The sequence below is a fragment of the Pseudomonas sp. NPDC090592 genome (genome assembly GCF_044769185.1).
Taxonomy (GTDB): domain Bacteria; phylum Pseudomonadota; class Gammaproteobacteria; order Pseudomonadales; family Pseudomonadaceae; genus Aquipseudomonas.
Map to the genome: position 1 here is coordinate 65,418 of NZ_JBIVXJ010000004.1, position 21,774 is coordinate 87,191.

General features: G+C 61.3%; 18 protein-coding genes and 2 pseudogenes. 10 read left to right on the forward strand and 10 right to left on the reverse strand.

Translation table 11 applies throughout. The annotated features are described in order from the left end of the window. Window positions 1-81 precede the first annotated feature (81 nt). The 5 genes and pseudogenes from ACIQUI_RS04515 (at window position 82) to ACIQUI_RS04535 (ending at window position 4,747) form a co-directional block, all read left to right on the forward strand. Window positions 82-801 (forward strand): SOS response-associated peptidase family protein, encoded by a 720-nt coding sequence (locus tag ACIQUI_RS04515; protein ID WP_403195288.1) that lies wholly within the window; start codon window positions 82-84, stop codon window positions 799-801. Between the two features lie 28 nt (window positions 802-829). Continuing rightward, on the forward strand, window positions 830-1,150 hold the full coding sequence (locus ACIQUI_RS04520) for a hypothetical protein (RefSeq protein WP_391137277.1): 321 nt from the start codon (window positions 830-832) through the stop codon (window positions 1,148-1,150). 172 nt (window positions 1,151-1,322) lie between these two features. Next, window positions 1,323-1,778, forward strand: a complete 456-nt coding sequence (locus ACIQUI_RS04525; protein ID WP_403195290.1) for a hypothetical protein — start codon at window positions 1,323-1,325, stop codon at window positions 1,776-1,778. Between the two features lie 1,098 nt (window positions 1,779-2,876). Then, a pseudogene (locus tag ACIQUI_RS04530) lies at window positions 2,877-3,140 on the forward strand (site-specific integrase); the annotation flags it as partial. Window positions 3,141-3,160: 20 nt separating this feature from the next. After that, window positions 3,161-4,747, forward strand: a complete 1,587-nt coding sequence (locus ACIQUI_RS04535) for an ABC-F family ATPase (protein ID WP_391137280.1) — start codon at window positions 3,161-3,163, stop codon at window positions 4,745-4,747. A gap of 80 nt (window positions 4,748-4,827) precedes the next feature. On the opposite strand, the gene xerC is transcribed toward ACIQUI_RS04535, so the two are convergent. From xerC to ACIQUI_RS04565, 6 genes are all read right to left on the reverse strand, one after another. Next, complete coding sequence (gene xerC, locus ACIQUI_RS04540; protein WP_403195293.1) at window positions 4,828-5,742, reverse strand: tyrosine recombinase XerC; 915 nt, start codon at window positions 5,740-5,742, stop codon at window positions 4,828-4,830. 139 nt (window positions 5,743-5,881) lie between these two features. Further along, complete coding sequence (locus tag ACIQUI_RS04545; RefSeq protein ID WP_403195295.1) at window positions 5,882-8,140, reverse strand: ATP-dependent DNA helicase; 2,259 nt, start codon at window positions 8,138-8,140, stop codon at window positions 5,882-5,884. Continuing rightward, window positions 8,137-9,786: a VRR-NUC domain-containing protein gene (locus ACIQUI_RS04550; RefSeq protein ID WP_403195297.1), complete on the reverse strand. Its 1,650-nt coding sequence runs from the start codon at window positions 9,784-9,786 to the stop codon at window positions 8,137-8,139. Before ACIQUI_RS04550 ends, ACIQUI_RS04545 begins: the two co-directional genes overlap by 4 nt. Window positions 9,787-9,877: 91 nt before the next feature. Further along, complete coding sequence (locus tag ACIQUI_RS04555) at window positions 9,878-11,233, reverse strand: aminotransferase class I/II-fold pyridoxal phosphate-dependent enzyme (RefSeq protein WP_403195300.1); 1,356 nt, start codon at window positions 11,231-11,233, stop codon at window positions 9,878-9,880. Beyond that, a complete protein-coding gene (locus ACIQUI_RS04560; RefSeq protein WP_403195302.1) occupies window positions 11,233-12,618 on the reverse strand; it encodes a hypothetical protein in 1,386 nt (461 codons plus the stop codon). Before ACIQUI_RS04560 ends, ACIQUI_RS04555 begins: the two co-directional genes overlap by 1 nt. A gap of 460 nt (window positions 12,619-13,078) precedes the next feature. Then, on the reverse strand, window positions 13,079-14,101 hold the full coding sequence (locus tag ACIQUI_RS04565; RefSeq protein ID WP_403195304.1) for a zinc-dependent alcohol dehydrogenase family protein: 1,023 nt from the start codon (window positions 14,099-14,101) through the stop codon (window positions 13,079-13,081). Between the two features lie 206 nt (window positions 14,102-14,307). On the opposite strand from ACIQUI_RS04565, the gene ACIQUI_RS04570 reads away from it, so the two are divergent. Continuing rightward, window positions 14,308-15,222, forward strand: a complete 915-nt coding sequence (locus ACIQUI_RS04570) for a LysR family transcriptional regulator (protein ID WP_403195305.1) — start codon at window positions 14,308-14,310, stop codon at window positions 15,220-15,222. Window positions 15,223-15,315: 93 nt separating this feature from the next. Here the strand turns inward: ACIQUI_RS04570 and ACIQUI_RS04575 are convergent, their stop codons facing one another. After that, a complete protein-coding gene (locus ACIQUI_RS04575) occupies window positions 15,316-15,756 on the reverse strand; it encodes a hypothetical protein (protein WP_403195307.1) in 441 nt (146 codons plus the stop codon). Window positions 15,757-16,020: 264 nt separating this feature from the next. Between ACIQUI_RS04575 and ACIQUI_RS04580 the strand changes: the two genes are divergently transcribed. Both ACIQUI_RS04580 and ACIQUI_RS04585 read left to right on the forward strand, forming a co-directional pair. Further along, a complete protein-coding gene (locus ACIQUI_RS04580) occupies window positions 16,021-16,338 on the forward strand; it encodes a type II toxin-antitoxin system PrlF family antitoxin (RefSeq protein WP_403195308.1) in 318 nt (105 codons plus the stop codon). Beyond that, window positions 16,338-16,799, forward strand: a complete 462-nt coding sequence (locus ACIQUI_RS04585) for a type II toxin-antitoxin system YhaV family toxin (protein ID WP_403195310.1) — start codon at window positions 16,338-16,340, stop codon at window positions 16,797-16,799. The genes ACIQUI_RS04580 and ACIQUI_RS04585 overlap by 1 nt, the downstream gene beginning before the upstream one ends. A gap of 26 nt (window positions 16,800-16,825) precedes the next feature. On the opposite strand, the gene ACIQUI_RS04590 is transcribed toward ACIQUI_RS04585, so the two are convergent. Further along, the gene (locus ACIQUI_RS04590; RefSeq protein WP_403195312.1) at window positions 16,826-17,653 is read right to left on the reverse strand and encodes a cupin domain-containing protein; all 828 of its coding nucleotides are present in this window, start codon (window positions 17,651-17,653) and stop codon (window positions 16,826-16,828) included. A 129-nt stretch (window positions 17,654-17,782) separates the two neighbouring features. On the opposite strand from ACIQUI_RS04590, the gene ACIQUI_RS04595 reads away from it, so the two are divergent. Further along, entirely contained in the window at window positions 17,783-18,301 is a 519-nt protein-coding gene (locus ACIQUI_RS04595; RefSeq protein WP_403195314.1) for a carboxymuconolactone decarboxylase family protein, read from the forward strand. Window positions 18,302-18,392: 91 nt separating this feature from the next. After that, a complete protein-coding gene (locus ACIQUI_RS04600) occupies window positions 18,393-20,141 on the forward strand; it encodes an OPT family oligopeptide transporter (RefSeq protein WP_403195315.1) in 1,749 nt (582 codons plus the stop codon). Window positions 20,142-20,433: 292 nt separating this feature from the next. On the opposite strand, the gene catA is transcribed toward ACIQUI_RS04600, so the two are convergent. Together catA and ACIQUI_RS04610 are read right to left on the reverse strand one after the other, a co-directional pair. Continuing rightward, window positions 20,434-21,369 carry a catechol 1,2-dioxygenase gene (catA, locus tag ACIQUI_RS04605; protein WP_403195317.1) on the reverse strand — a complete coding sequence of 312 codons (936 nt, stop codon included), beginning with the start codon at window positions 21,367-21,369 and terminating at the stop codon, window positions 20,434-20,436. Between the two features lie 42 nt (window positions 21,370-21,411). Continuing rightward, window positions 21,412-21,771 (reverse strand): annotated as a pseudogene (locus ACIQUI_RS04610) (transporter); the annotation flags it as partial. Between the last annotated feature and the right edge of the window lie 3 nt (window positions 21,772-21,774).

The window sequence follows — 21,774 nt, forward strand, 5'->3', positions numbered from 1 at the left end:
ACTGTATGCATATACAGTAGATCCGGCATCGGCTGCCCGGTCAATCCTGGGCGATGAAAATTCTGACGGGCGAGATGGAAAATGTGCGGACGCTACTCGATCTACGAGTCGATGGATCACTACCTGCGCCAGCTGTCGCTGGATCTGGTCATTATCAATGGATACGACCACGAGCCGATCAGCCGCTATAACGTGGCGCCATCAACCCGCGTTGAAATCTTACGCCAGGTAGAAGGCGGGCTGAGCGTGGATAGGGTCAAGTGGGGATGGTCGCCGTCCTGGGCGAAGGGGAAGCGACCCGACCCGATAAATGCTCGGGCAGAAACGGTTGTTACAGGAAAGTTCTTCAAAGGCCTGTGGCCACATGGCAGAGCCTTGGCACCGGCAAATGGGTGGTTCGAGTGGGTGCCCGACCTGGCGGATCCGAAGCGCAAGCAGCCGTACTACATCACCAGCGCCGACGCAGGCCCACTTTATTTCGCTGCTCTTGCAGAGGTCCATCAGGACATCGAGCCGGACCAGCGCGATGGATTTGTGATCATCACCGCAGCGGCGGACCAGGGGCTGATCGACGTTCACGACAGGAAGCCTTTGGTGCTGGCCCCTGCGCTCGCCCGGGAGTGGATCGACCCAGCCACATCGCTGCAGCGAGCTGCGCAGATCGTGGAACAGGGTTGCATGCCGGCTGCGGAATTTCGGTGGTATCCCGTCGGCAAGGCGGTGGGAAATGTCCGGAATGAGGGTCAGGCGTTGATTACGCCGATAAACGACGAAAATTCTCAGGGTCAGCTAGAGTTTTAATGAGTACAGGCACCGCGAGATAACGATCATGCTAAAACAAGAAGCAGACGACGTGATTGAGCGCATCAGGGACGATCTGAAAAGGCACGGCGTGCTCATCGGCTACGACCCGGAACTTTGCACAGCTGAATTTGGATGCGATCTGGACCATCACGTTGCTCAAGTAAGAGAAGACCCGAACAACCGTGTGGTGGGTATCGCGATACATGATGAAGGCTTGTGGGCCCAGCTTCAGCAAGGAACGGTGTATCGTTGTGTGGTCAGCGATTGTCGAGGGAAGCTCTTCGGCATTCCGATCACGATTGAACCAAGAACGGATGAGTCCTACACCATCCTGTACAAGCTTTGAAGCATCAGGAGGGTAGTCTGCCGTTCAGACTGCCCTCCCGGTGAGCCCTTTTGTGTCCCAGCCGAGCTGTTGTGATCAACAACTACCCACTAAAAGGGGGGCTCACGGAGCACTGGCTTTCCCGTCTTCTAAGCTATCAGGCACGGACCTGAAAGCTAGGGCAGGAATGACAGTGACCCGTAGAGATGATCTTACCTATTCAATCCTGATGATCACTGCCGTTCTCCTTTACGCCAGCATGGGTGCCGATCCGCTGCACATAGGTCTTGGGTACCTCCTCGCAGTGCCCGCCGTGACTCTTGTACCTGGCTTGATCTTGCGATCGCCCGCTCTTTTTCTCACCGGAACGACAGTTACAGCCATCGCCACCCTGTTGATCTATATGAAAATCATGTCCAGCCAGGATCACGCCGAAGGAATGTTGGCGCTTGGGCATATGTTTTCCGTGCCCGGCATGTTGATTGGTGCAAGCGTGTCAGCCTGGCTGTTCAGGGCTCGGGTGAAAACACGCTTGCCATGGATCGTCGCGGGTGTTGGTGCTCTGGGTGCCGCCATGGGATTCATGGTCGCCCAGATGGTTATATGCAATACCCTGATGTACTGCGGTGCGCTGTCGCTTGGGGTGTAACACTGAAGCCCAGTGCCCGCCTCTGGCCGTTTGCGAATGGCCGCTATGGGTCGAAAGCAGACGGTTACGACTGGCCGCAATCGGCCCGTTGCGGCCGTTGCGACTGACAGCGGACTTTGTGGGAGCGGGCGTGCCCGCGAACACCGGCGCAGCCGGTGCCAGGCTCCGCGTTGGATTCTTCGCGGGCACGCCCGCTCCCACAAAGATTGCTGTTCAGCTCACCGGCTGCAGTGGGTCGAAAACTGTCATTCGTGACCGGCAACTGTCGACCCAAGGCCGGCGCTGACAAACTGATTTCGCGGGCGCGCCGCGCACACTGTGGGAGCGGCTTTAGCCGCGAACACCGGCAAAGCCGGTGCCAGCCACCGCGTCGCCTGCTTCGCGGCTAAAGCCGCTCCCACAGAAGTCGTGGATAGTTTGCGGGTGGTACTTCATCAGTGGCAGCTATGGGTCGAAAGCTGCCGGCCGTAACTGACCGCCATCGACCCAAATGGGACGATCCTCAAGGGCCGATAGTGAGTAAAAAGCCTGTTGCCACTACCGAAACTCAACGGGCTGGAACGACGAGTGCTCGTGTATCAGGATCGGCATCGAATGCCGCCTCCACTCGAAGCCAACCGGGTGCTTGATTCGTATCGATCAATGCTTTGACGGCCTGCTTTCGGCACGTCGAGCAGGGCGAACGCTCATAGACATAAAGAAGGCAATCTAGGGATTCATTGACGAGATTCACATTGCATAATTGCAGTAGTTTCTGGCCGACTGCTTCAACAACGGCGCCACCGCCATGCTGTCGTTCAAGATTCGCGAGCCCCTGACCCTCCGACGCTGCCCGCCAGGGCCCTATCGCTTGTCGTGAAGCTCCGGCGGCCAAGCGCTGAAGAGCATGTACACACCTGGCCCACCTATCCAAGCCCAATTGATGCCGGGCCACACTACCGTCGCAGCGATCCAGGCGACGATCAGAGTTACCCCAATGCCCCGACGGCGCCTTGGAGTCAGCCATTCCTGCAAAGCCTTATGCCTGTCCCGCAACCCCATTACCACTCTCCTTGTTTGGTAAGCGGCGAAGCATACCAGCGTTGCTCGCCAACGCCCTCCCCTATCCCTAAACAATGGGTGCTGGCGCTGAATGAATTAGGGATCAGGCGTCGCTCCCCATACAACTGCCGTCACACCTATGCGACAATATGCTCAATGTCTGGTCTCAACCCCGCATTTATCGCCCAACAGCTCGGGCATAGCGTGCAGATGCTCTTATCGACTTATGCGCGCTGGATTAATTCGTCCAACGACTGGCTGGAGCTGGAAAAGCTCCAAATTGGTCCGAAATTGGTCCGAAGCTGCGAAGAAGCCACGTAAGTTATTGATAGGTAAGCTCCTTGATCTCCACCGCTAACATCACCATGCAGTTCGGCTCCAAGCCGCTGTTCGAAAACGTTTCCGTAAAATTCAACAACGGCAACCGCTACGGCCTGATCGGCGCCAACGGTTGCGGCAAGTCGACCTTCATGAAGATCCTGGGCGGTGACCTGGAGCCTTCCGGTGGCCAGGTCATGCTCGAGCCGAACACCCGCCTGGGCAAGCTGCGCCAGGACCAGTTCGCCTATGAGCAGTTCACCGTGATCGATACCGTCATCATGGGCCATGGCCAGCTCTGGAACGTCAAGGCCGAGCGCGACCGCATCTACTCGCTGCCGGAAATGACCGAAGAAGACGGCATGGCCGTTGCCGAACTGGAAACGGAATTCGCCGAAATGGACGGCTACACCGCCGAATCCCGCGCCGGTGAACTGCTGCTGGGCCTGGGTATCCCGCTGGAGCAGCACTTCGGCCCGATGAGCGAAGTGGCACCGGGCTGGAAGCTGCGTGTGCTGCTGGCCCAGGCACTGTTCTCGGACCCGGACGTGCTGCTGCTCGACGAGCCGACCAACCACCTGGACATCAACACCATCCGCTGGCTGGAAACGATCCTTACGGCGCGTAACAGCACCATGATTATCATTTCCCACGACCGCCACTTCCTCAACAGCGTCTGCACCCACATGGCTGACCTGGATTACGGCGAGCTGCGCCTGTTCCCGGGTAACTATGACGAGTACATGACTGCCGCTACCCAGTCGCGCGAGCAGCTGCTGTCGGACAACGCCAAGAAGAAAGCCCAGATCGCCGAACTGCAGACCTTCGTCAGCCGCTTCTCGGCCAACGCCTCGAAGGCCAAGCAGGCGACTTCGCGTGCCAAGCAGATCGACAAGATCCAGCTGGCCGAGGTCAAGCCATCCAGCCGCGTCAGCCCGTTCATCCGCTTCGAGCAGAACAAAAAACTGCACCGCCAAGCGGTTGTGGTAGAGAAAATGGCCAAGGCCTTCGACGACAAAGTGCTTTTCAAGAACTTCGACATCACCGTCGAAGCAGGCGAGCGCGTAGCGATCATCGGCCCCAACGGTATCGGCAAGACTACCCTGCTGCGCACCCTGGTTGGCGAAATGGCCCCGGATGCAGGTTCGGTGAAGTGGACCGACAGCGCCGAAGTGGGCTACTACGCCCAGGATCACGCTCACGACTTCGAAGACGACGTTACCCTGTTCGACTGGATGGGCCAATGGACTTCCGGCGAGCAGGTAATCCGCGGCACCCTGGGGCGCATGCTGTTCTCCAACGACGAGATCCTCAAGTCGGTGAAGGTGATTTCCGGTGGTGAGCAAGGCCGCATGCTGTTTGGCAAGCTGATCTTGCAGAAGCCGAACGTGCTGGTGATGGACGAGCCGACCAACCACCTGGACATGGAATCGATCGAGGCGCTCAACCTGGCGCTGGAAAACTATCCGGGGACCTTGCTGTTCGTCAGCCACGACCGCGAGTTCGTGTCGTCGCTGGCTACGCGCATCATCGAGCTGTCGGCGGATGGTGTGGTGGACTTCAGCGGCACCTATGACGACTACCTGCGTAGCCAGGGCGTGCTGGTCTGATTGAAGAAGGCCCGGCCAATTGCACTGGCCGGGCCTGCCCGCTCCAACACGTACTGTAAGAGCCCCCGACGCTGCGGGCTTCAGTAGTCGAAACGGTCTACGGCACGACGTCGCTCGTTGTCATCGCGCCGGTCATAAATGGCCGTGGTCTGGATATTGGCGTGATGCGCCAGCTTCTGCGCAATCGACAGGTCATGCTCTTCGATCACCCGGGTGATGAACGCCCGGCGGAAGTCGTGCGGCATTATCTTCACCCCTACCTGCGCGCCGCGCTGGCGGGCGATGTAGTAGATCGCGTGCTTGGTGATCCGCGCCCGGGTGATGTGGCTGCCGCGGCGGATACGGTTGAACAGGAACGGGTCGTCCTCGGCCCCTGCCGGCAGGTCCAGGCGACGCAGCTCGAGCCACGCCTGTAACTTCTCGAACGCCCATGGTGGCGCATACTTGATGAGCTGGTGGTTGCCTTTGCCCACCACCTGCAAGCTGCGCGCCTCGAAATCGACCTGGTTCAGGTCGATGTCTACCGACTCCGACTTGCGCATACCGGTGCCGTACAGCAACGCAATGATCGCCGCATCGCGCACACCCTGCGGCCGTGGGTCGGCCGCGCATACATCCATCAGCTCGCGAATCAGGCTGCGCCGCAAGTTGCGCCCAGGCGGCAGGCGCGTGCCAGTGGCCGGCTTGACCTCGCGAATACGCAACAACTGCTCATGGTCGATCAGGCCCTGGCGCCAGGCCTCGTTCATTACCCCACGAATGGCGTTGACGTACAGCGACGAACTGTTGGGCGCGTAACCGTCGGCACGCAAAGCCGACACCAGGGCGATCACATGGCCGGGCTCAAGCCGATGCCAGGGCACATCGACGATGTTGCAGTCGACAAAGCCAAGGCGGTCGGCGGCGTCCTGAAGGATGTAGCGCATGGTTTGCTGGCTGGATGGGGCCAGGCGGGCCATGTACTGCAGCAGCGGATTTTTCGAGAGATCGGACAAAGCGTGAATCCTGTAGCGAAGCGTTGGCCGGCAATGGTCCGGCCAATGTCTGAAGCAAGTCGAAACGACAACGAGATCAGGATGTTACCTTATTTGGCATGTCGTCAGCCGCACTTGCGACGCTTGGTTTGGGCGCCGACTAAATGGCCTGTGGCCACCAACCCGGGAACATTTGTTGAACCCGCGGCTCGGCAAAGCGCTCGTCGATCAGCACAAGCACGCCGCGATCCTGGTCGCCACGGATGACCCGTCCCGCCGCCTGGATGACCTTGCGCACCCCAGGGTAGAGATAGGCGTAATCGAACCCCGCTCCAAATTGCCTGCCCAAGCGCTGCTTGAACTGCTCGTTGACCGGATTGACCTGAGGCAACCCGAGCGTGGCGACGAAAGCACCGATCAGCCGTGTGCCCGGCAAATCCACCCCTTCGCCAAAAGCCCCGCCCAATACAGCAAAGCCAACGCCGCGCCCGTCGGCGACAAAACGGTCGAGAAACCCTTGGCGGGCCGCCTCGTCCATACCGGGTTCCTGGGCCCATAGCGGAATCTGCGCGTGCCGTTCGGCCAGCAACCCGGCAACCTGCTGCAGGTATTCAAAACTGCTGAAAAAGGCCAGGTAGTTGCCTGGCATGCGCCCATACTGCTCGGCAATCAGCTCGACGATCGGCGCCAACGAGGCATGGCGCTGCTGGTAACGGGTAGACACCTGGCTGGCGATACGCACTTGCAATTGTTCGGCGCGAAACGGTGCGGCAACCTCCAGCCAGGCTGTGTCGGCCGGCATACCCAGCAGGTCGCTGTAGAAATGCCGCGGGCTGAGCGTGGCGGAAAACAGCGTCACGCTGCGCGCCGCCTGCATGCGTGGCGCCAACAGGCGCGCCGGGGTGACATTACGCAGGCACAGGGTAGCCAGGCTGCGTTTGCGCGGGCCTTGCCGCACACTGATATCGAACAGAAAGTGCTTGTCGAACAGCTCTGCAACCCGGCTGAACTGCAGCGCCTGGAAGAAGAACTGCAACACCTGCGGGTCAATCTGCGTGGGCGCCTGGTTCATCTGTTCCTGGATCAGCCCGATGCACTGCTGCAAGGCCTTCAGCAAGCCTTCCGGCAGCGCATCACTGGCCTGGTACGGCGCACGCTGTTCTTTATAGAGCGCGTTCCATTGCCGGTTCAGCCGGTCCAGCGCACTGACCAGCCCCTGCGGTTTGCTTTGGCGCAGCGCCATCAACTGGCCCTGGTCCAGGCTGGCGCTGTACATGCCGCGCCCGCGCTCGACCAGGTTGTGTGCTTCGTCCACCAGCACCGCCACCCGCCACTGGTTGGCCTGGGTCAGACCGAACAGCAAGGCATGGGCATCGAAATAGTAGTTGTAGTCCGCTACCAGCACATCGACCCAGCGTGCCATTTCCTGGCCCAGGTAGTACGGACACACCTGATGCATCAGGGCCACTTCGCGCAGGTTGGCGCGGTCGAGCAAGGGCAGCGCTGCGGCTGCCTCGCGCGCGGCCGGCAAGCGGTCGTAGAAACCGGCCGCCAACGGGCAGGACTCGCCGTGGCAGGCCTTGTCCGGGTGCTCGCAGGCTTTGTCGCGGGCGATCAGTTCCAGCGTGCGCAAGGCAGGTTGCGCCGTGGTATCGGTGATCTGGCGCAGGGCGTCGAGGGCCAGCGCCCGGCCCGGCGTCTTTGCCGTGAGAAAGAACACCTTGTCCAACTGCTGCGGCACCATGGCCTTGAGCAACGGGAACAATGTGCCCAGGGTTTTGCCAATGCCAGTGCTGGCCTGGGCCATCAGGCAGCGGCCCGTACTCACTGCCTTGTACAACGTCTCTGCCAATTGCCGCTGGCCCTGGCGGAACTGCGCATAGGGGAAGCCTAGTGCCTGCAGGCCTTGATCACGCTCGGCCAGGCGTTGCTGCTGGTACTGAGCCCAGGCCAGGAATATCAGGCACTGGGTTTCGAAAAAAACCTGCAGTTCGGCAGCTGTGCAGTGTTCGCTGATAAGCGTCTGGCTATCGCTGTCCACATCCAGGTACACCAGCGCAACCTCGATGGCCGGTAATTGCCGTGCCTGGCACAGCAGCCAGGCGTAGACCTTGGCCTGCGCCCAGTGCAACTGACGGTGGTTGGCCGGCTGGCGGGCCAGGTCGCCACGGTGCGTCTTGATCTCTTCAAGGCGGTTGCAGACGGGGTCATAACCATCTGCGCGGCCACGCACCGTCAGGGTTTCGAACTGGCCTTCGAGGGCGATTTCCGCTTCATAGCCAGCGGCACGCCGCGCCACCACCCGCTGATGGCCCTCGATACCTTCCTGGGCAGTGGGTGATGGCGTGAAGCGCAGGTCCAGATCGCCAACCTTGGCGCTGAATTCACACAAGGCGCGGACCGCCACCCGATAACTCAAGGCGCTTCACTCCAGCGCACGTGACACACAGCGACGGGCAGGCCGTGGGCCCGACAGAATTCCAGCCAGCGTAGCTGGTTGTCCTGCAGGCGATCACCAGGCCCCTTGACCTCGACCATGCGGTAGCGACCCTGTTCAGGCCAGAACTGAATCAGGTCGGGCATGCCGGCACGATTGCTGCGAATATCCTGCAGCAGGCGCAGGAAGCACTGCTTCAGCTGGGCGGCCGGCAGGCAGGCCAAGGCCTGCTCCAACAGCGCCTCGCTAAGCATGGACCAGAACACGAACGGTGACTGGAGGCCTTGCTTGGCAGCGTAACAATCAAGAATCGCCTGGCGATGGCTGCCATCATCGAGCCGCCCCAGGCAGTGCTCGAACAAAGCGCTGCGCCGCTGCTGGAAGTCATTGTCATGCAGGTCCTGGGGGCCGGCCTGGAAGGGGTTGAAAAACGCGCCGGGCACCGGGGCGAAGATCGCCTCCCAGCACAGCAGGCCAAAAAGGCTGTTGAACAGCGTGTTCTCCACGTAATGCACCTGCCCACCCTCCTGCGCCAGGTGCTGACGCACGGCCTCTTCCACGCCTAGTGCGGCGTGCTCGCGAGGCAGCTCGAGCTCAATCAGGTCCAGGGGCGCGACACGTTGGCGCCGCTGTGGCGGCCCACCGAGCTTGCGCGCCAGGCGTGGCAGCATGCGTTCCAGTGCCTGCACCTCCAGGGCATTGGCTGGCGCCGCTGCCAGTTGCAATGCCAGTGCATGGGCTTGCGGCCATTGCTCGCAGCGCTCAAGTACCCGCACCTGGCGGATGCGCGCCTGGGCATGGCTGCACTGGCTGTACACAGCCATGGCCTGATCCCACTCGCCCAGGCGCTCGCACTGCTGGCCCAGGGCGAACTGCAGCCGCGCATGGCGCCGGGCCAGCCAGGGGTTGTCGCTGTGCAGGCCTTGCAAGGCCGCCAGAATCGAAACAGGGTCGTCGCCCTGCTCCAGGCGCTCGGCGCACAGGTGCAATGCCATGGCCAGGTCCACTTCGGCGCGTTGCTGCAGGGCGCGCGAGCCCGTGCTGAACGGCACCTGCTCGTAGCGCAGCACACCGAGGTCGGCGAGCACGAAGTCTGACCAGTCCTGGTACAGGTTGCCAAAGAACAACAGGCGCATACGGTCGCACAGAGGTTGCAGGCACCACTGGAGAATACGCACCCCACTGGCTGGGTACCACTCGGCCAGTGAACGGGCGGCTAGCCCCAAGGGCTGCAGTTGCAGCAGCAGGTCGTGCTTGGCGGCGCGGGGGCGGCTCAGATGGCTGGCGAAGCAGTGGGCCAACTCATCTTTGCGCAGCAGCGTAAACAACTGCTCGAGTGCCAACTGCTCGGGTTCCTGCACCCACCGCAGGGCCAGCAAGGGCTGCAGGGCTTGCCCGGTATCACCAATTTCGACGTACTCCAGCCGGTCACTGCGAAATAGCTCGCCCTTGCGCATGACCATGCGCACCATCAGCGCCTGGGATGGCGCCTGCAATAAGCTGAACGCCTGGATGAAGGCCAGTTCCTGATCGTCGAGCAGGTCCTTGTAGCGCTGCTCAACCCACAGCAATACCTGCCTGAAATTGTGCAGGTAGTAAAACGGGTCGTCGACGGAATGAGCGATCACGGACAGGCGCAGGCAACGGAAAGGGATACTGTTTATACATACAGACCCGTGCGCCTGGCAAGTGCCGTGGGTCTGGTAGAGCCCTTGGCACTTAACGTTTCACACGGACAGACCGCCCACGGCGTGGCTCCAGTGCTTGCGCCAGGCGCTCGACTGCCTGCTGCAGGCCCTCCAACTGGTCACCCAGCCACACAAGTGCCAGATACTGCGTGTAACGCCCTTGCAGGCTGAACTGCCAGCCCGGCAGCGCATGCAAAACCGAACCTGCCAGCGCCGCAGCGATGCCATCCCACATCAGGGGTTGGCGAAAACGTACCCACAACATTCGCCCGCCTTGGGGCATCTGCAACGCCACCCGCTGGCCGAACTGCATTTCCAGCGCACGCGCCAGGCATTGGGTGCTCCGTTGCATTTCGGCACGCAGTTGCGCCAACTGCATCTCGATAGGCCTTTTGCCTAGCATCTGCGCCAATGCTTGCAGGCGCAGCGGTGCAAGCCGATACTCGCGATCGGCAAACGCGTTCGCCAGCGCGGTATCACGGCCCAGTACATAGGCAGAAGGGGCCTCGCCCCCCACTGCTGCCTCGAATGCCCCCATCACCAACAGCCAGCGGGGCTCGACCCAGTCGCGCAGGCGCGCACGTGGCGGCCCGCGGTAACAGGCCTCACTGTCCAGATCGTTTTCCAGCAACCAGACAGGATGCTGGTCAAGCAGCTGCCCCAACTGCCGCTGGTAGTGCGGCGACACCAATTGCCCCTGCGGCATGCCAAGGCAAGACGGCATGACCAGCATGCACACCGGCTCGCTTTCCAGCAAACGGGCCAGGGCGCGCAGGTCTGGATTACCTCGATTGTCCGCTGGCACCTCGAGTACGCGCATGCCGGCACGCGCCAAGGCGCGCAACACCTGCCAGCAGCAGGGCGATTGCACCAGCACCGTTCCACCCTGCAAGGCCAACCCCACGAGCAGCGTCTCCAGCAGTGCCTGCACATCGGGGGCCAGTTGAACGTCCGCGGCCCGCCAGTACTGGCTGGAGGAGCGGGTGTAACGCTCAGCCAGGGCAATGCGCAAGCGGGTGCGGCCGAGTGCTTCCCAGGGTGCCGGGCTATTTGCGCGCTGGCGGGCCAACCGCCGCTCCTGGCCCAGCATTAGCTGCTCCAGCATCAGCTGGGCTGGCAAGGGTGAATGCTGCGCAAGTATTGCTGGCGCTGCCCTGCCAGTAGCCTGAGCGTAGTAGCCAGACCTCGGCAAACACTGTACCCGCCCTTCTTCCTCCAGCAGGTTGTAGGCACTCTGCACGGTAACCAATGACACCCGCAATAGCCGGGACAGCGCACGCAATGACGGGAGCTTGCATGAGCCATCGCTTGCGCCCTGCTCGATCAACGCTTCCAGGTAGCGATAAACCTTGCGATAGGCGAATTCGCCGCTTCCCCCTTGGCCCATCAATACGGCCCCGGCACCTTGCTCCGCCGCCCCGACGACGACCGCGGTAGCAACCTCAGTTGCACATCGCGCCGGGCCAGGGCGCTTTGCAAGCGCCAGGCGCTTAGCGTTATGCGCCCTGCATAGATCGCCCGCAGTTGCCCCAGCGTCAAGCCACTGGTATTCACCAGCCAGTCTCTCACCGCATCAGGGCAGGGTTTGCCCTGCAGAGCCCGATGCAGGTAAGGCAACGCAACCAGCATGTCGGCGTGACGGTACTTGAGAAAACGCTCGAGGTACTTGCCCTGCCTGGCGAACGGGCTGAACAACAGGCACAGCAGTTGCGTCTGGTTGATACCGTAGGCCTTGGCCAACTGCAACGTGTGGCCCTCGCGCCACTTGCTGTCGCCCGGCTGGCCAGCCAGCCGCAGCGCTGGGCGAGCAGCCTGAGGCCCGTGGCTACACGCGCGTAGTTCGTGCAGTTGCGCCGGCGCCTGCAAATCGGCGAACGCCGCCAATGGCCAGGCATCCTGAGCAGCTTCGTAGCCACCACCCAGCATGACGTCGAGTTGCGGCCCGTCAAACAGGTGCGGCAACAGGTCATCAAGGGCAATCACACGTAACGGTGCAGACTCAGCCGCGTCCACGAGGGCCGGCTCCGCCAGTTTGCCCGGCGCCATGCCCAGAGCACCGTGCAAACGACTCAACCCCTGAGCTAGCGACGCCGGACACTGGTGCAACAGATGCCGGCCATGCTCCGCTGTCAGGCGCAGGCTACGCCGGGCCCACGCCAGGTAGCGGCGCCGCTGGCGGGCGGGAATGGCAGTGATCAATACGTCGGCCGGTGTCGGTGCCTGCAACGCAATACCCACTGCGTCGGCCAGTTCCAGGTGCAGGCGGCTTCCCAACAAGGCTTCGGGCCTGGCATCCACCAGGTGGCCGAACATCAGCATGGCATTTCTTGCCTGCAGCCAACGCTCCGGTACTGCCGAAGGTCGACGGCTGAAAGGCACCACCTCACTCCCTTCGATCATCTGCAGTTGAACCCGCGGATCGTCCTGCAGAAACAGGGCGCTGAAACTGCGCTCGTGGCGCTCAAGCGTGGCACTTGCAGCTACTGGCAGGTTGACGACCAGCACCCGTAACTGGAACGTTACCGACGCACGCAGGGCGATGCTCAGTTGTGCCGCGCGAAGCATGGCCAGCAGCCGTTCACTACGGCGATCACTGCCTTGCAGTACCACTACACGGAACGTGCCAATGTACTCCGGCCCACCTGCTGCAACGACTATCCGCTGGATCAGCAGTTGCAAAGATGCGCGCTGCGCCTGGGACATGTGGCCCAACAAGCGTTCAAGCACTTGCTGGTAAACATAGTGCATTGCCTGATCATGAATAACCGTCACGAAATCACCTCATCATCTTCATCCAGAAGAAACTTCCTATATCCAAACTGAAGTAATGTCGTAACGCATCACCGTCGCCAAACCTTCAAAAAATCTTCGCCCTTGCGACGGCCTGCCGCTGCCTCACGCAGCCCTTCCTCAGGCACAGCCATGCTCATTCCACGCTCCTTGCGCAAATATCACCAGGCCATTATCGGGGGATGCAGAGCGAATAGAAGATACAGATCAGGGTAAAAAAACCATTCAGTGCTACTGTGCAAACACACTGGGCGCCATGCTGAAATAGTTCAAGGCTGAATATTTGGCGGAATATTTCCACGAAACGCGGACTCGGCGCCCCGTATGTAGTCCGCATCTGAGAAAGTTGTAGGAATATTCTTTTTATTACTATTCAATCTACCTGCACAACAAATAAAAAACCCGGGACTCGGCCCGGGTTTTTCGACTTTGCAAACGGTTGTCAGTGCTGTGCCATGTCCAGCACCACCCGGCCTCCGCAAGGGCATTGGTCCATGTAACGATGGGCCTCCACCACTTGCTCGAACGGGTACACCTTGATGATCTGCGGTGTCAGCAGCTGGTCGGCGGTAAACTGGTTGATATCGCGCAGGGCCCGCTGCAGTGCCACCTGATCCTGGCTGATACCAAGTTCGGGCTTGCCGGTGAAGTTACCGATGCAATGCACGTAGAACTGAATGTTCTTCTGGAACGCGGCACAGGCCGGGAATGGCGTCTGGTTACCGCCTTGCAGGCCATACAATACCAAGCTGCCACGCGGTGCCAGCACATCGCCGAGCAGCGACATCTGCGGCCCGCCCATGCCATCGAGTACCATGTCCACGCCACGGCCATCGGTGTACTTGCCTACCTGCAGCAGCAAGTCCTGCTCTTCGGTGACAATCACCTTGTCGGCGCCCAGGCCCAGCAGGTATTCACGCTGCTCTGGCTCTTTGGTGGCCGCAAACACCTTCAGCCCCAGCGCCTTGCCCAACTGTACGAAGGCGGGGCCGGCACAGTGGCTGGCATCGGTAACCAGCGCGGTTTGCCCGGCCTTGGCACGGGCCAGGTCGACATAGGCAAAATAGGCGATCAGCAGTGGCGTGTAGTGCACGCTGGCCTCGATCGGGGTGAGCACATCCGGGTAGCGGGTAATGGCGGTCCGCGGCAGCACGATGACATCACCGTATACCGGGTGGTCGTTTGCACTGGTAGCCGGGAAGCTGGCAACCCGGTCGCCCACCGCAATGTCTTCGACGCCTTCACCGACCGCAGTCACCACCCCGGCCATCTCATGGCCGATACCCGCCGGCAGGCGTGCCTGGGACGGCGCCAGGTTCTGGCGCCAAAGCACGTCATACCAGCTGACGCCAACCGCCTGAACGCGGATCTGTACCTCGTCGGCAGCGGGTGACGGTTCGGCCTGCTCCTCGCAACGGAGCACATCGGCAGCGCCGAACTTGTGGAAACGGATCATGCGGGACATCGCATACCTCGCCTTTGTGAACCTCTAATTACCACTCACTCTATCGGGGCTTTAGCGGTTAGACCATCAGCGGTCATTAATAGTCGACATGCTTGTCATCGATTGGGCACCTGGCTTTCCATGCGATTGGTACCCCTAAACCCGTGCAGGGTAACAGCCTTTGGCCTTAAGATTCACCCCTGCCCCACTTTAGGCGAAGCGCACCGATGAATCGTAACGACCTGCGTCGCGTAGACCTCAACCTGCTGATCGTGTTCGAAACGCTGATGCACGAGCGCAGCGTCACGCGTGCTGCAGAAAAACTGTTCCTCGGCCAGCCGGCCATCAGCGCGGCCCTCTCGCGCCTGCGCAACCTGTTCGACGACCCACTGTTCGTACGCACCGGCCGCAGCATGGAACCCTCCGCACGGGCCCACGAGATCTTTGCCTTGCTGTCCCCGGCACTGGACTCGATTTCCACCGCGGTCAGCCGTGCTGCCGAGTTCGACCCCGCCACCAGCAAGGCGGTGTTCCGCATCGGCCTCTCGGACGACGCCGAGTTCGCCCTGCTGCCGCAGTTGCTCAAGCGCATCCGCGCCGAAGCACCAGGTATCGTGCTGGTGGTACGACGGGTCAACTATCTGCTGATGCCCACACTGCTTGCCTCGGGCGAGATTTCTGTAGGTGTCAGCTACACCAGTGAACTGCCGGCCAATGCCAAGCGCAAGATACTGCGCCGCAGCATGCCGAAGCTGCTGCGGGCCGACAGCGTGCCTGGCAGCATTACCCTGGACGACTTCTGTGATCGGCCGCATGCACTGGTGTCGTTTGCAGGTGACCTTTCCGGGTTTATCGACGAAGCACTGGAAGAGCTTGGTCGCAAGCGCCATGTGGTACTGGCGGTGCCGCAGTTCAACGGGCTGGGGAGCTTGCTGGCCGGGACTGATATCGTGGCGACGGTGCCCGACTACACGGCCGATGCGCTGACGGCGGCGGGTGGGTTGCGGGCCGAAGACTTGCCGATACCCGTGCGCAGTTTCGAGCTGCACATGGCTTGGCGCGGGGCGCAGGATAACGACCCGGCGGAGCGGTGGTTGCGGTCGAGGATTCAGATGTTCTTTGGGGACCCTGACAGTCTCTAGGTCTCGGGCAGGCCTTCAATCTCATCAGCTCCGGGATTTTCATAGGCCATGGAGATCCATTCACTTTCAGCCGGGGTCACTGCTTGCTCCACATTATTCACTCGATGAGACCAATTCATTCATCAGATCGACGCACACGGCTGCACAAACAGCCATGACGCGATCCTGGGTCGCTGATTTGATTGTCAATTGCCCAACCGAGTAGTTGGTAGAGCCCACCACCCCAGTGGCCACCGATGGCCTTTCCGAATAGTCAAACGGCTCACAGAGCGCCTCGCGTCGATCCGAACGGCTGCGCCAGTAAGAGCGCGGAAAAGAAAGGACATCGTTGTCACCTCGGCGGAAGGCAAGTACATCCATCTGGTTCCCATCCGCGCCGCGATACTGGAAAGGAAGTGTCTCGCAATTCGACTTACCTTCCGGCTTTAGGCCTTGTTCAACCAGATAATCGAAAATGGCCTTGAACCTGCGGCCACGTACGTCCTGGGTTTGGAACGCCGAGACGATTTCTTGCGTAACGGTGGGCTGAAGCATGAGTTTATGTCCTCAAAGGGCTCATCAGTGGATCTGGGATTCACCTAAGGCCCTGAGACCAGATCAATTCAGCTGGATCTCACTCTCGCCAGCAATTACCTCAAAACCAGCGAATCCCCACGCTATGTTGCTGAGACTTTAGTGCACGCAGATCTTACTGTAGGACAGTATCGGCAGGCTGCTTGTGCTTGATCATCAGAGATCCAAGATGATCGAGTAAGGATTATTTCTTACCATACAACCAATACATCCGGGAGAACGCTCATGCCTGCCATCCACGAAATCGCCACGTTGACCTCGAAGGGCCAAGTCACGCTGCCCAAATCCATTCGCCAGCTTTTGGGCATAGACACTGGTGGCAAAATCGCATTCGACGTACGCGGGGGTGAAATCGTGGTCAGCCGCGTGGAAACCACCCACGAAGACCCTGCCATCGGTGCATTCCTGGATTTGCTGGAGGCTGATATCCGAAGCGGACGAAACCTCACCACCCTACCGGAAGACTTGGCGCAAACCATGCTCGCCAACGCACATCACCCTGTAAACCTGGGCGAAGATATCGACGGTGAGGTCGCGCTCTGATGCTGCGACATGGCTGGACACTGTTGTTCCATGAAGGAGTGACTTTACAGCTACGCAAATTGCAAGAAGCCGCCGCCCGAGCCGAGCCGAAAGATCCGCAAGGCTTTGAGAGCAATGCCAACGTCAAGCTGTTTAGGGCATTGAGCCATCTGATCATGGAGGCTGTGCCTGCCGACCCGGGCCGTGATGAATTTCGCCAAGGCAACACGCTGGGCACAGCCTACCGCCATTGGCGCCGCGCAAAAATCGGTAGGCGCTTTCGTCTGTTCTTTCGCTACGACTCAAGGTCCAAGGTCATCGTCTACGCATGGGTCAACGACAAAAATACCCTACGGTCCGCAGGCAGCAAATCCGAGCCATACGCTGTATTCGAGAAGATGCTGGGCCGCGGTAACCCTCCTGATGACTGGGATGCGCTGATTGCTGCGACGCGTTTCGACTGGAACAAGGCCAAAGCATAAGCGGCACGCTACTGACCGAACATCTCTCAACCTGCCGGTTGCTGTTGCAGCCATTGCCTGGGGCTGGTGCCCACTTTACGGCGAAACGTACGGGCCAGAGCAGACGGGCTTTCATAGCCGACCTCATCGGCAATCAGCGCAATCGGGCGGCCTTCGCGCAGGCGCTTCTGGGCCAGGCTGATTCGCCAATTGGCCAGGTAGTCGGCAGGGGTAACCCCCACGGTCTGCCGAAAATGCGCAGCAAAACTGGCCCGCGACATGCCTGAGCGGTCTGCCAGTTCCGCCACGGTCCAGTTGTGCTGTGGTTCGCTGTGCATACCTACAAGCGCACGGGAAAGCTGGGGATTGGCCAGCCCGGCCATCATGCCCGAGCCGATGCTCTGGGTGGCGATCAGGTGGCGAAGCAGCTGAATCACCATCAGCTCGAACAGGCGGTTGAGAATCACATCGCGGCCGCATTCGTCGCCGAACGCTTCTTCGAACAGCCAGTCCAGCGTGCCGGTCAGGCCTTGCAACTCGCCCAGCGGTTTGATGATGAAGTCTGGCAAGGCCAAGGTCAGCGGATTATTTGCCCCGCCTTCGAACTGCAGGGTTGCACACACCAATTGCGCCTCATCGGCTTCGGTCGCCAACAGTTGATGCGCCTGCGGGCGTACCGCAACGATCAGGCTCGGTTCTGTCAATTCGGTGACCTGGCCCTGCTTGCCCCTGAACCGCAAGCGCCCCGAACGCAGCAGGTGCACGTGGCCGAGGCTGTATTGCCCGTCCATGTCGCTGGTGCCACAAAAGCCACCCTGGTGGAATGTGGACGCATGCAGGTTGAAGTGTTTGAGCAGTGTCGACAATCGGTCCATGGCGCACTCAGTTTTAGACGATCTGTTGCATAATTTCGACGATCTGAATCCGAAAGGAAAGCCTCGCTCCCTACTATTGATTCCAGGCTTGATCGACAAACCGGTTGGTCAACTCATTGGAGAATCACCATGACTCGCATCACCGCCCTCTCGCTGGACCAGGCACCTGCCGGCTCACGCACCGCACTTGAAGGCATCCAGAAAGGCCTCGGTTTCATACCCAACGCCTTCAAGACCCTGGCCCACTCCCCGACCGCACTCAATGGTTACCTGGGCCTTGCTCAGGCGATGGGCAGAAGCACACTCAGCGCCGCCGAGCGCGAGGTCGTCGCCCTCGCCACCTCGCAAGTCAACGGTTGCGACTACTGCCTGGCCGCACACACCTTCTTCGCCGCGCAGGCCGGCTTGAGCGACCAGGACATCAGCCAGGCCCGTGGCGGCACGCTCAGCGCGGTTGCTGCCCTGGCGCACCAGATTACCGAAAGCCGCGGCCAGCTGAGTGACCAACAGATCGCTGCAGCGCGCGAGGCCGGCCTGGTCGAAAGCAAGATCGTCGAGGTGGTGGCGCAGGTGACATTGCTGACCCTGACCAACTACCTGAACAACATCGCCAACACCCCGGTCGACTTCCCACCGCCTGGGCACTAGCCACGTCGAGCAACCGAGGCGCCTGGGAACCTTCCTGGCAACGGGGGTTCAGTAGTCCAGAGCGCGTTTGCGACGTCGACACAGGATTGCCATGCCAGATGCTTCCTCCACCGCCCGCCCCCAGGTTCGCGTCGAACGTGAACTGAGCCTGCGGGCGGTGCTCACCGGCACGGTGCTGGGCATCTTGCTCACGCCATCGAATGTATACGCAGGGCTGAAGATCGGCTGGTCGTTCAACATGTCGATCATCGCCTTACTGATTGGTTTCGCCCTGTGGCAAGGCCTGGCGGGGCGGCGCAAGCACCAACCCGCGTGGACATTGCACGAAAGCAACATCAACCAGACCGTGGCGTCGGCCGCCGCTTCCATCGTGTCCGGCGGGCTGGTCGCGCCGATCCCCGCCTACACCCTGCTCACCGGCCACCAACTGGACCCGGTGCCGATGATGGCCTGGGTGTTCTCGGTAAGCTTCCTGGGCATCTGGATCGCCTGGTACCTGCGCCCCGCCCTGCTCAACGACCATGGCCTGAAGTTCCCGGAAGGCATGGCGACCCTGGAAACACTGCAACAGATCTACAACCACGGGCGCGAAGCCATGGCGCGGATCAAGGTGCTGTGCAGCGCCGCGTTGTTGTCAGCACTGGTGAAGTGGATTGACGGGTTCGTCTGGGCGATACCGCGCTGGGCCCCCACACCGGCGCTGGAGCGCCTGACCTTCACGGTCGACCCTTCGTTGATGCTGGTCGGCTTCGGCAGCATCATCGGCATTCGCGTGGGCCTGACATTGCTGCTTGGCGCTGCGCTGGCCTGGGGCGGATTGGCGCCGTGGCTGCTCGAACATGCCCTGGTGGTGCTGGCCCCGAACGCCAGCGGCCCGCAGTTCGCTGCCTTGGTGGAGTGGCTGTTGTGGCCGGGCGTGAGCCTGATGGTGTGTGCGACTCTGGCTTCATTGTCGGTTCGCCTGTTTAAAGTGCCCCGGCGAGCGCCCACCAGCCAGCGGGCGCCGCGCGCCAAGGTGCGCTTTACCCCATGGCCTGCTGCGGGGCTGCTGCTGTCCATGGTACTGATCGTGACCTTGCAGGTGCTGCTGTTCGGGATTGATGGGTGGATGGCGCTGCTGAGTATTCCGTTGGCGGTGTGCCTGGCCGTGGTAGCCGCGCGCGTGGTCGGCGCCACCGGCATCGCGCCGATTGGCGCTATCGGCAAGCTGTCGCAGCTGAGCTTCGGCCTGATTGCCCCAGGCCAGGTGGCAATCAACCTGATGAGCGCCAACACCGCAGGTGGTGCGGCGGGGCAATCCACCGATTTGATGAACGACTTCAAGGTTGGCCTGGCGATTGGCGCTACGCCGCATAAACAGCTGGTTGCTCAGTGCATCGGTATCTTGATGGGTAGCGTGGTCGGTGTGCTGGTGTACCGGGTGCTGATTCCCGACCCACAGGCTTTGTTGCTCACCGAGCAGTGGCCGGCACCGGCCGTGGCAACCTGGAAGGCGGTGGCCCAGACATTGACCCAGGGGCTGGGCGCGCTGTCGCTGGAGTTGCGCTGGGCGATCGTGATCGGGAGTGCTGTTGGCGTACTGCTGGGGGCACTGGACAGCCTGCTGCCGCCACGGGCGGCGCGCTGGCTGCCGAGCACGGCGGCGTTGGGGCTGGCGTTCATCTTGCCGGCGTCGATCAGCCTGATGATGGGGCTTGGCGCCGTGGTCACCTGGCTGGTTAGCTGCAGCTGGCCGAGCGTTACCGAGCGGTTTGCGATTACGGCGGCGGCGGGTTTGATTGCGGGTGAGAGCATCATGGGCGTGGGGGCATCGTTCTGGGCGATGCTGCGGGGGTGGTAGAGCGTTCAGGTTCGACCAAGGGTAATGCCGGTGGAACATTGCCCGGCCCTGCAAGCTACGCTTTCCGACGGAGAATCATGTCCGCAAAGGCACCGCCAATCCCTGTGGGAGCGGGCATACACCGCGAAGAATCCAACGCGGTGCATGGCACCGGCTGCGCCGGTGTTCGCGGGCTCGCCCGCTCCCACAGGGTCCCTGCTAAATCAGTAAGTTATGTGCAGGTCATTGCCGTTGACCTGTAGAAGCGAAACCCCCGCCCCCTGCGCTCAGGGGCCGAGGGTGGCGAGCGCCGTCAGCTCTCCAAGGCGCGCAGGCGCGCCTTGCGGTCCTGGTCGGCGGCATCATTGGAACGCTGCAAGGTAAAGTCGAACTCCACCTCGGCAAAACGCCCCGACACACCGTGGGCAGCGGCCCGCGCGGCATCGTCGCTGAAGCTGATGTGGGCGATCAGCTCATCGCGCGTGGCATAAGCGAAGTCGTCGTGAAGGTACGGGTCACCATCGAGGTTGATCTGCGTGGTGAGGTGCCGATGATCTGGCGCGGAAATGAAGAAGTGAATATGCGCGGGGCGCTGCCCGTGACGCCCCAGCGCATCGAGCAATTGCTGAGTCGGGCCGTCCGGCGGGCAGCCGTAACCTGATGGCACGATGCTGCGCAAACGAAAACGGCCTTCGGCATCGGTGACGATGCGCCGGCGCAGGTTGAAATCCGACTGGCTCGGGTCGAAGTACGAATAGGTGCCTGCGGTGTTCGCGTGCCACACTTCGACCAGCGCACCGGCCAGCGGCTGGCCGCCGGTGTCGCGCACCTGCCCGTGCATGAACATCGGCACACCGGCGTCCCGCCCGTCGTCCAGGCGCACTTCACTGCCGTCCTGCACCAAGGGCGCCCCGGCGACGTACAGCGGGCCCTCGATGGTACGCGGCGTCCCGCCTGTCTGGCCGGCCTGGGCATCCTGGGCATCGAGCCGCAGGTCCAGGTAATGCTCCAAACCCAGGCCCGCCACCAGCAAGCCCGCCTCCTGACGCGCGCCCAGGACGTTGAAGTAGTTGACCGCCTTCCAGAACTCCTCAGGCGTCACGTCCCACTCTTCGATAATGCGCACCGCTTCACTCAGGAAGCAGTGAACGATGCCCTTGAGCCTTTCGTCACCGCCCTCGGCGAAACCCCCGCAGGCATCTACAAGCAGTCCGTTGACGGCTTGGGTGTAAGCAATTTTCACGCTCATGATTCGACCTCATCGTTGTTATCGGGTTACCACGGATAATGTTCAGAACGGTATGGTCAGTTTCATCCAGTAGGCATTGCCCTCGGCACGGTTGCGCACCTCGGTTTCGCGCTGCCACTTGGCGGTAACGAACCACCCGTCGCGGCTGGTGTATTTCAGCGATGGGCCAATGGCGAATGCCTTGCCCTTGTTGTCTTCTATTCGGTCACCATGCTGGCGGTCATCGGTGGTCTGCTGCAGCACGTAACCCCCCAGCCCCACTACCCAGCCATTGCCCAGGCCCCAACCGACCGCATAGTCCACATGCAGCTCCTGGCCGGAGCGGTAGTCGGTGGCACGGTTGCGCAGGTTGAAGTCGTACATGACCTTGGCATCGATGTTCAGGCCAGCCGGGTCGACGTGACG

Bases quoted from the DNA above. Each gene is read 5' to 3' on its own strand.
- ACIQUI_RS04515 (WP_403195288.1), top strand. From the start codon at position 82: ATGTGCGGACGCTACTCGATCTACGAGTCGATGGATCACTACCTGCGC.
- ACIQUI_RS04520 (WP_391137277.1), top strand. From the start codon at position 830: ATGCTAAAACAAGAAGCAGACGACGTGATTGAGCGCATCAGGGACGAT.
- ACIQUI_RS04555 (WP_403195300.1), bottom strand. From the start codon at position 11,233: ATGGGCCAAGGGGGAAGCGGCGAATTCGCCTATCGCAAGGTTTATCGC.
- ACIQUI_RS04565 (WP_403195304.1), bottom strand. From the start codon at position 14,101: ATGTCCCGCATGATCCGTTTCCACAAGTTCGGCGCTGCCGATGTGCTC.
- ACIQUI_RS04570 (WP_403195305.1), top strand. From the start codon at position 14,308: ATGAATCGTAACGACCTGCGTCGCGTAGACCTCAACCTGCTGATCGTG.
- ACIQUI_RS04575 (WP_403195307.1), bottom strand. From the start codon at position 15,756: ATGCTTCAGCCCACCGTTACGCAAGAAATCGTCTCGGCGTTCCAAACC.
- ACIQUI_RS04580 (WP_403195308.1), top strand. From the start codon at position 16,021: ATGCCTGCCATCCACGAAATCGCCACGTTGACCTCGAAGGGCCAAGTC.
- ACIQUI_RS04585 (WP_403195310.1), top strand. From the start codon at position 16,338: ATGCTGCGACATGGCTGGACACTGTTGTTCCATGAAGGAGTGACTTTA.
- ACIQUI_RS04590 (WP_403195312.1), bottom strand. From the start codon at position 17,653: ATGGACCGATTGTCGACACTGCTCAAACACTTCAACCTGCATGCGTCC.
- ACIQUI_RS04595 (WP_403195314.1), top strand. From the start codon at position 17,783: ATGACTCGCATCACCGCCCTCTCGCTGGACCAGGCACCTGCCGGCTCA.
- ACIQUI_RS04600 (WP_403195315.1), top strand. From the start codon at position 18,393: ATGCCAGATGCTTCCTCCACCGCCCGCCCCCAGGTTCGCGTCGAACGT.
- catA (WP_403195317.1), bottom strand. From the start codon at position 21,369: ATGAGCGTGAAAATTGCTTACACCCAAGCCGTCAACGGACTGCTTGTA.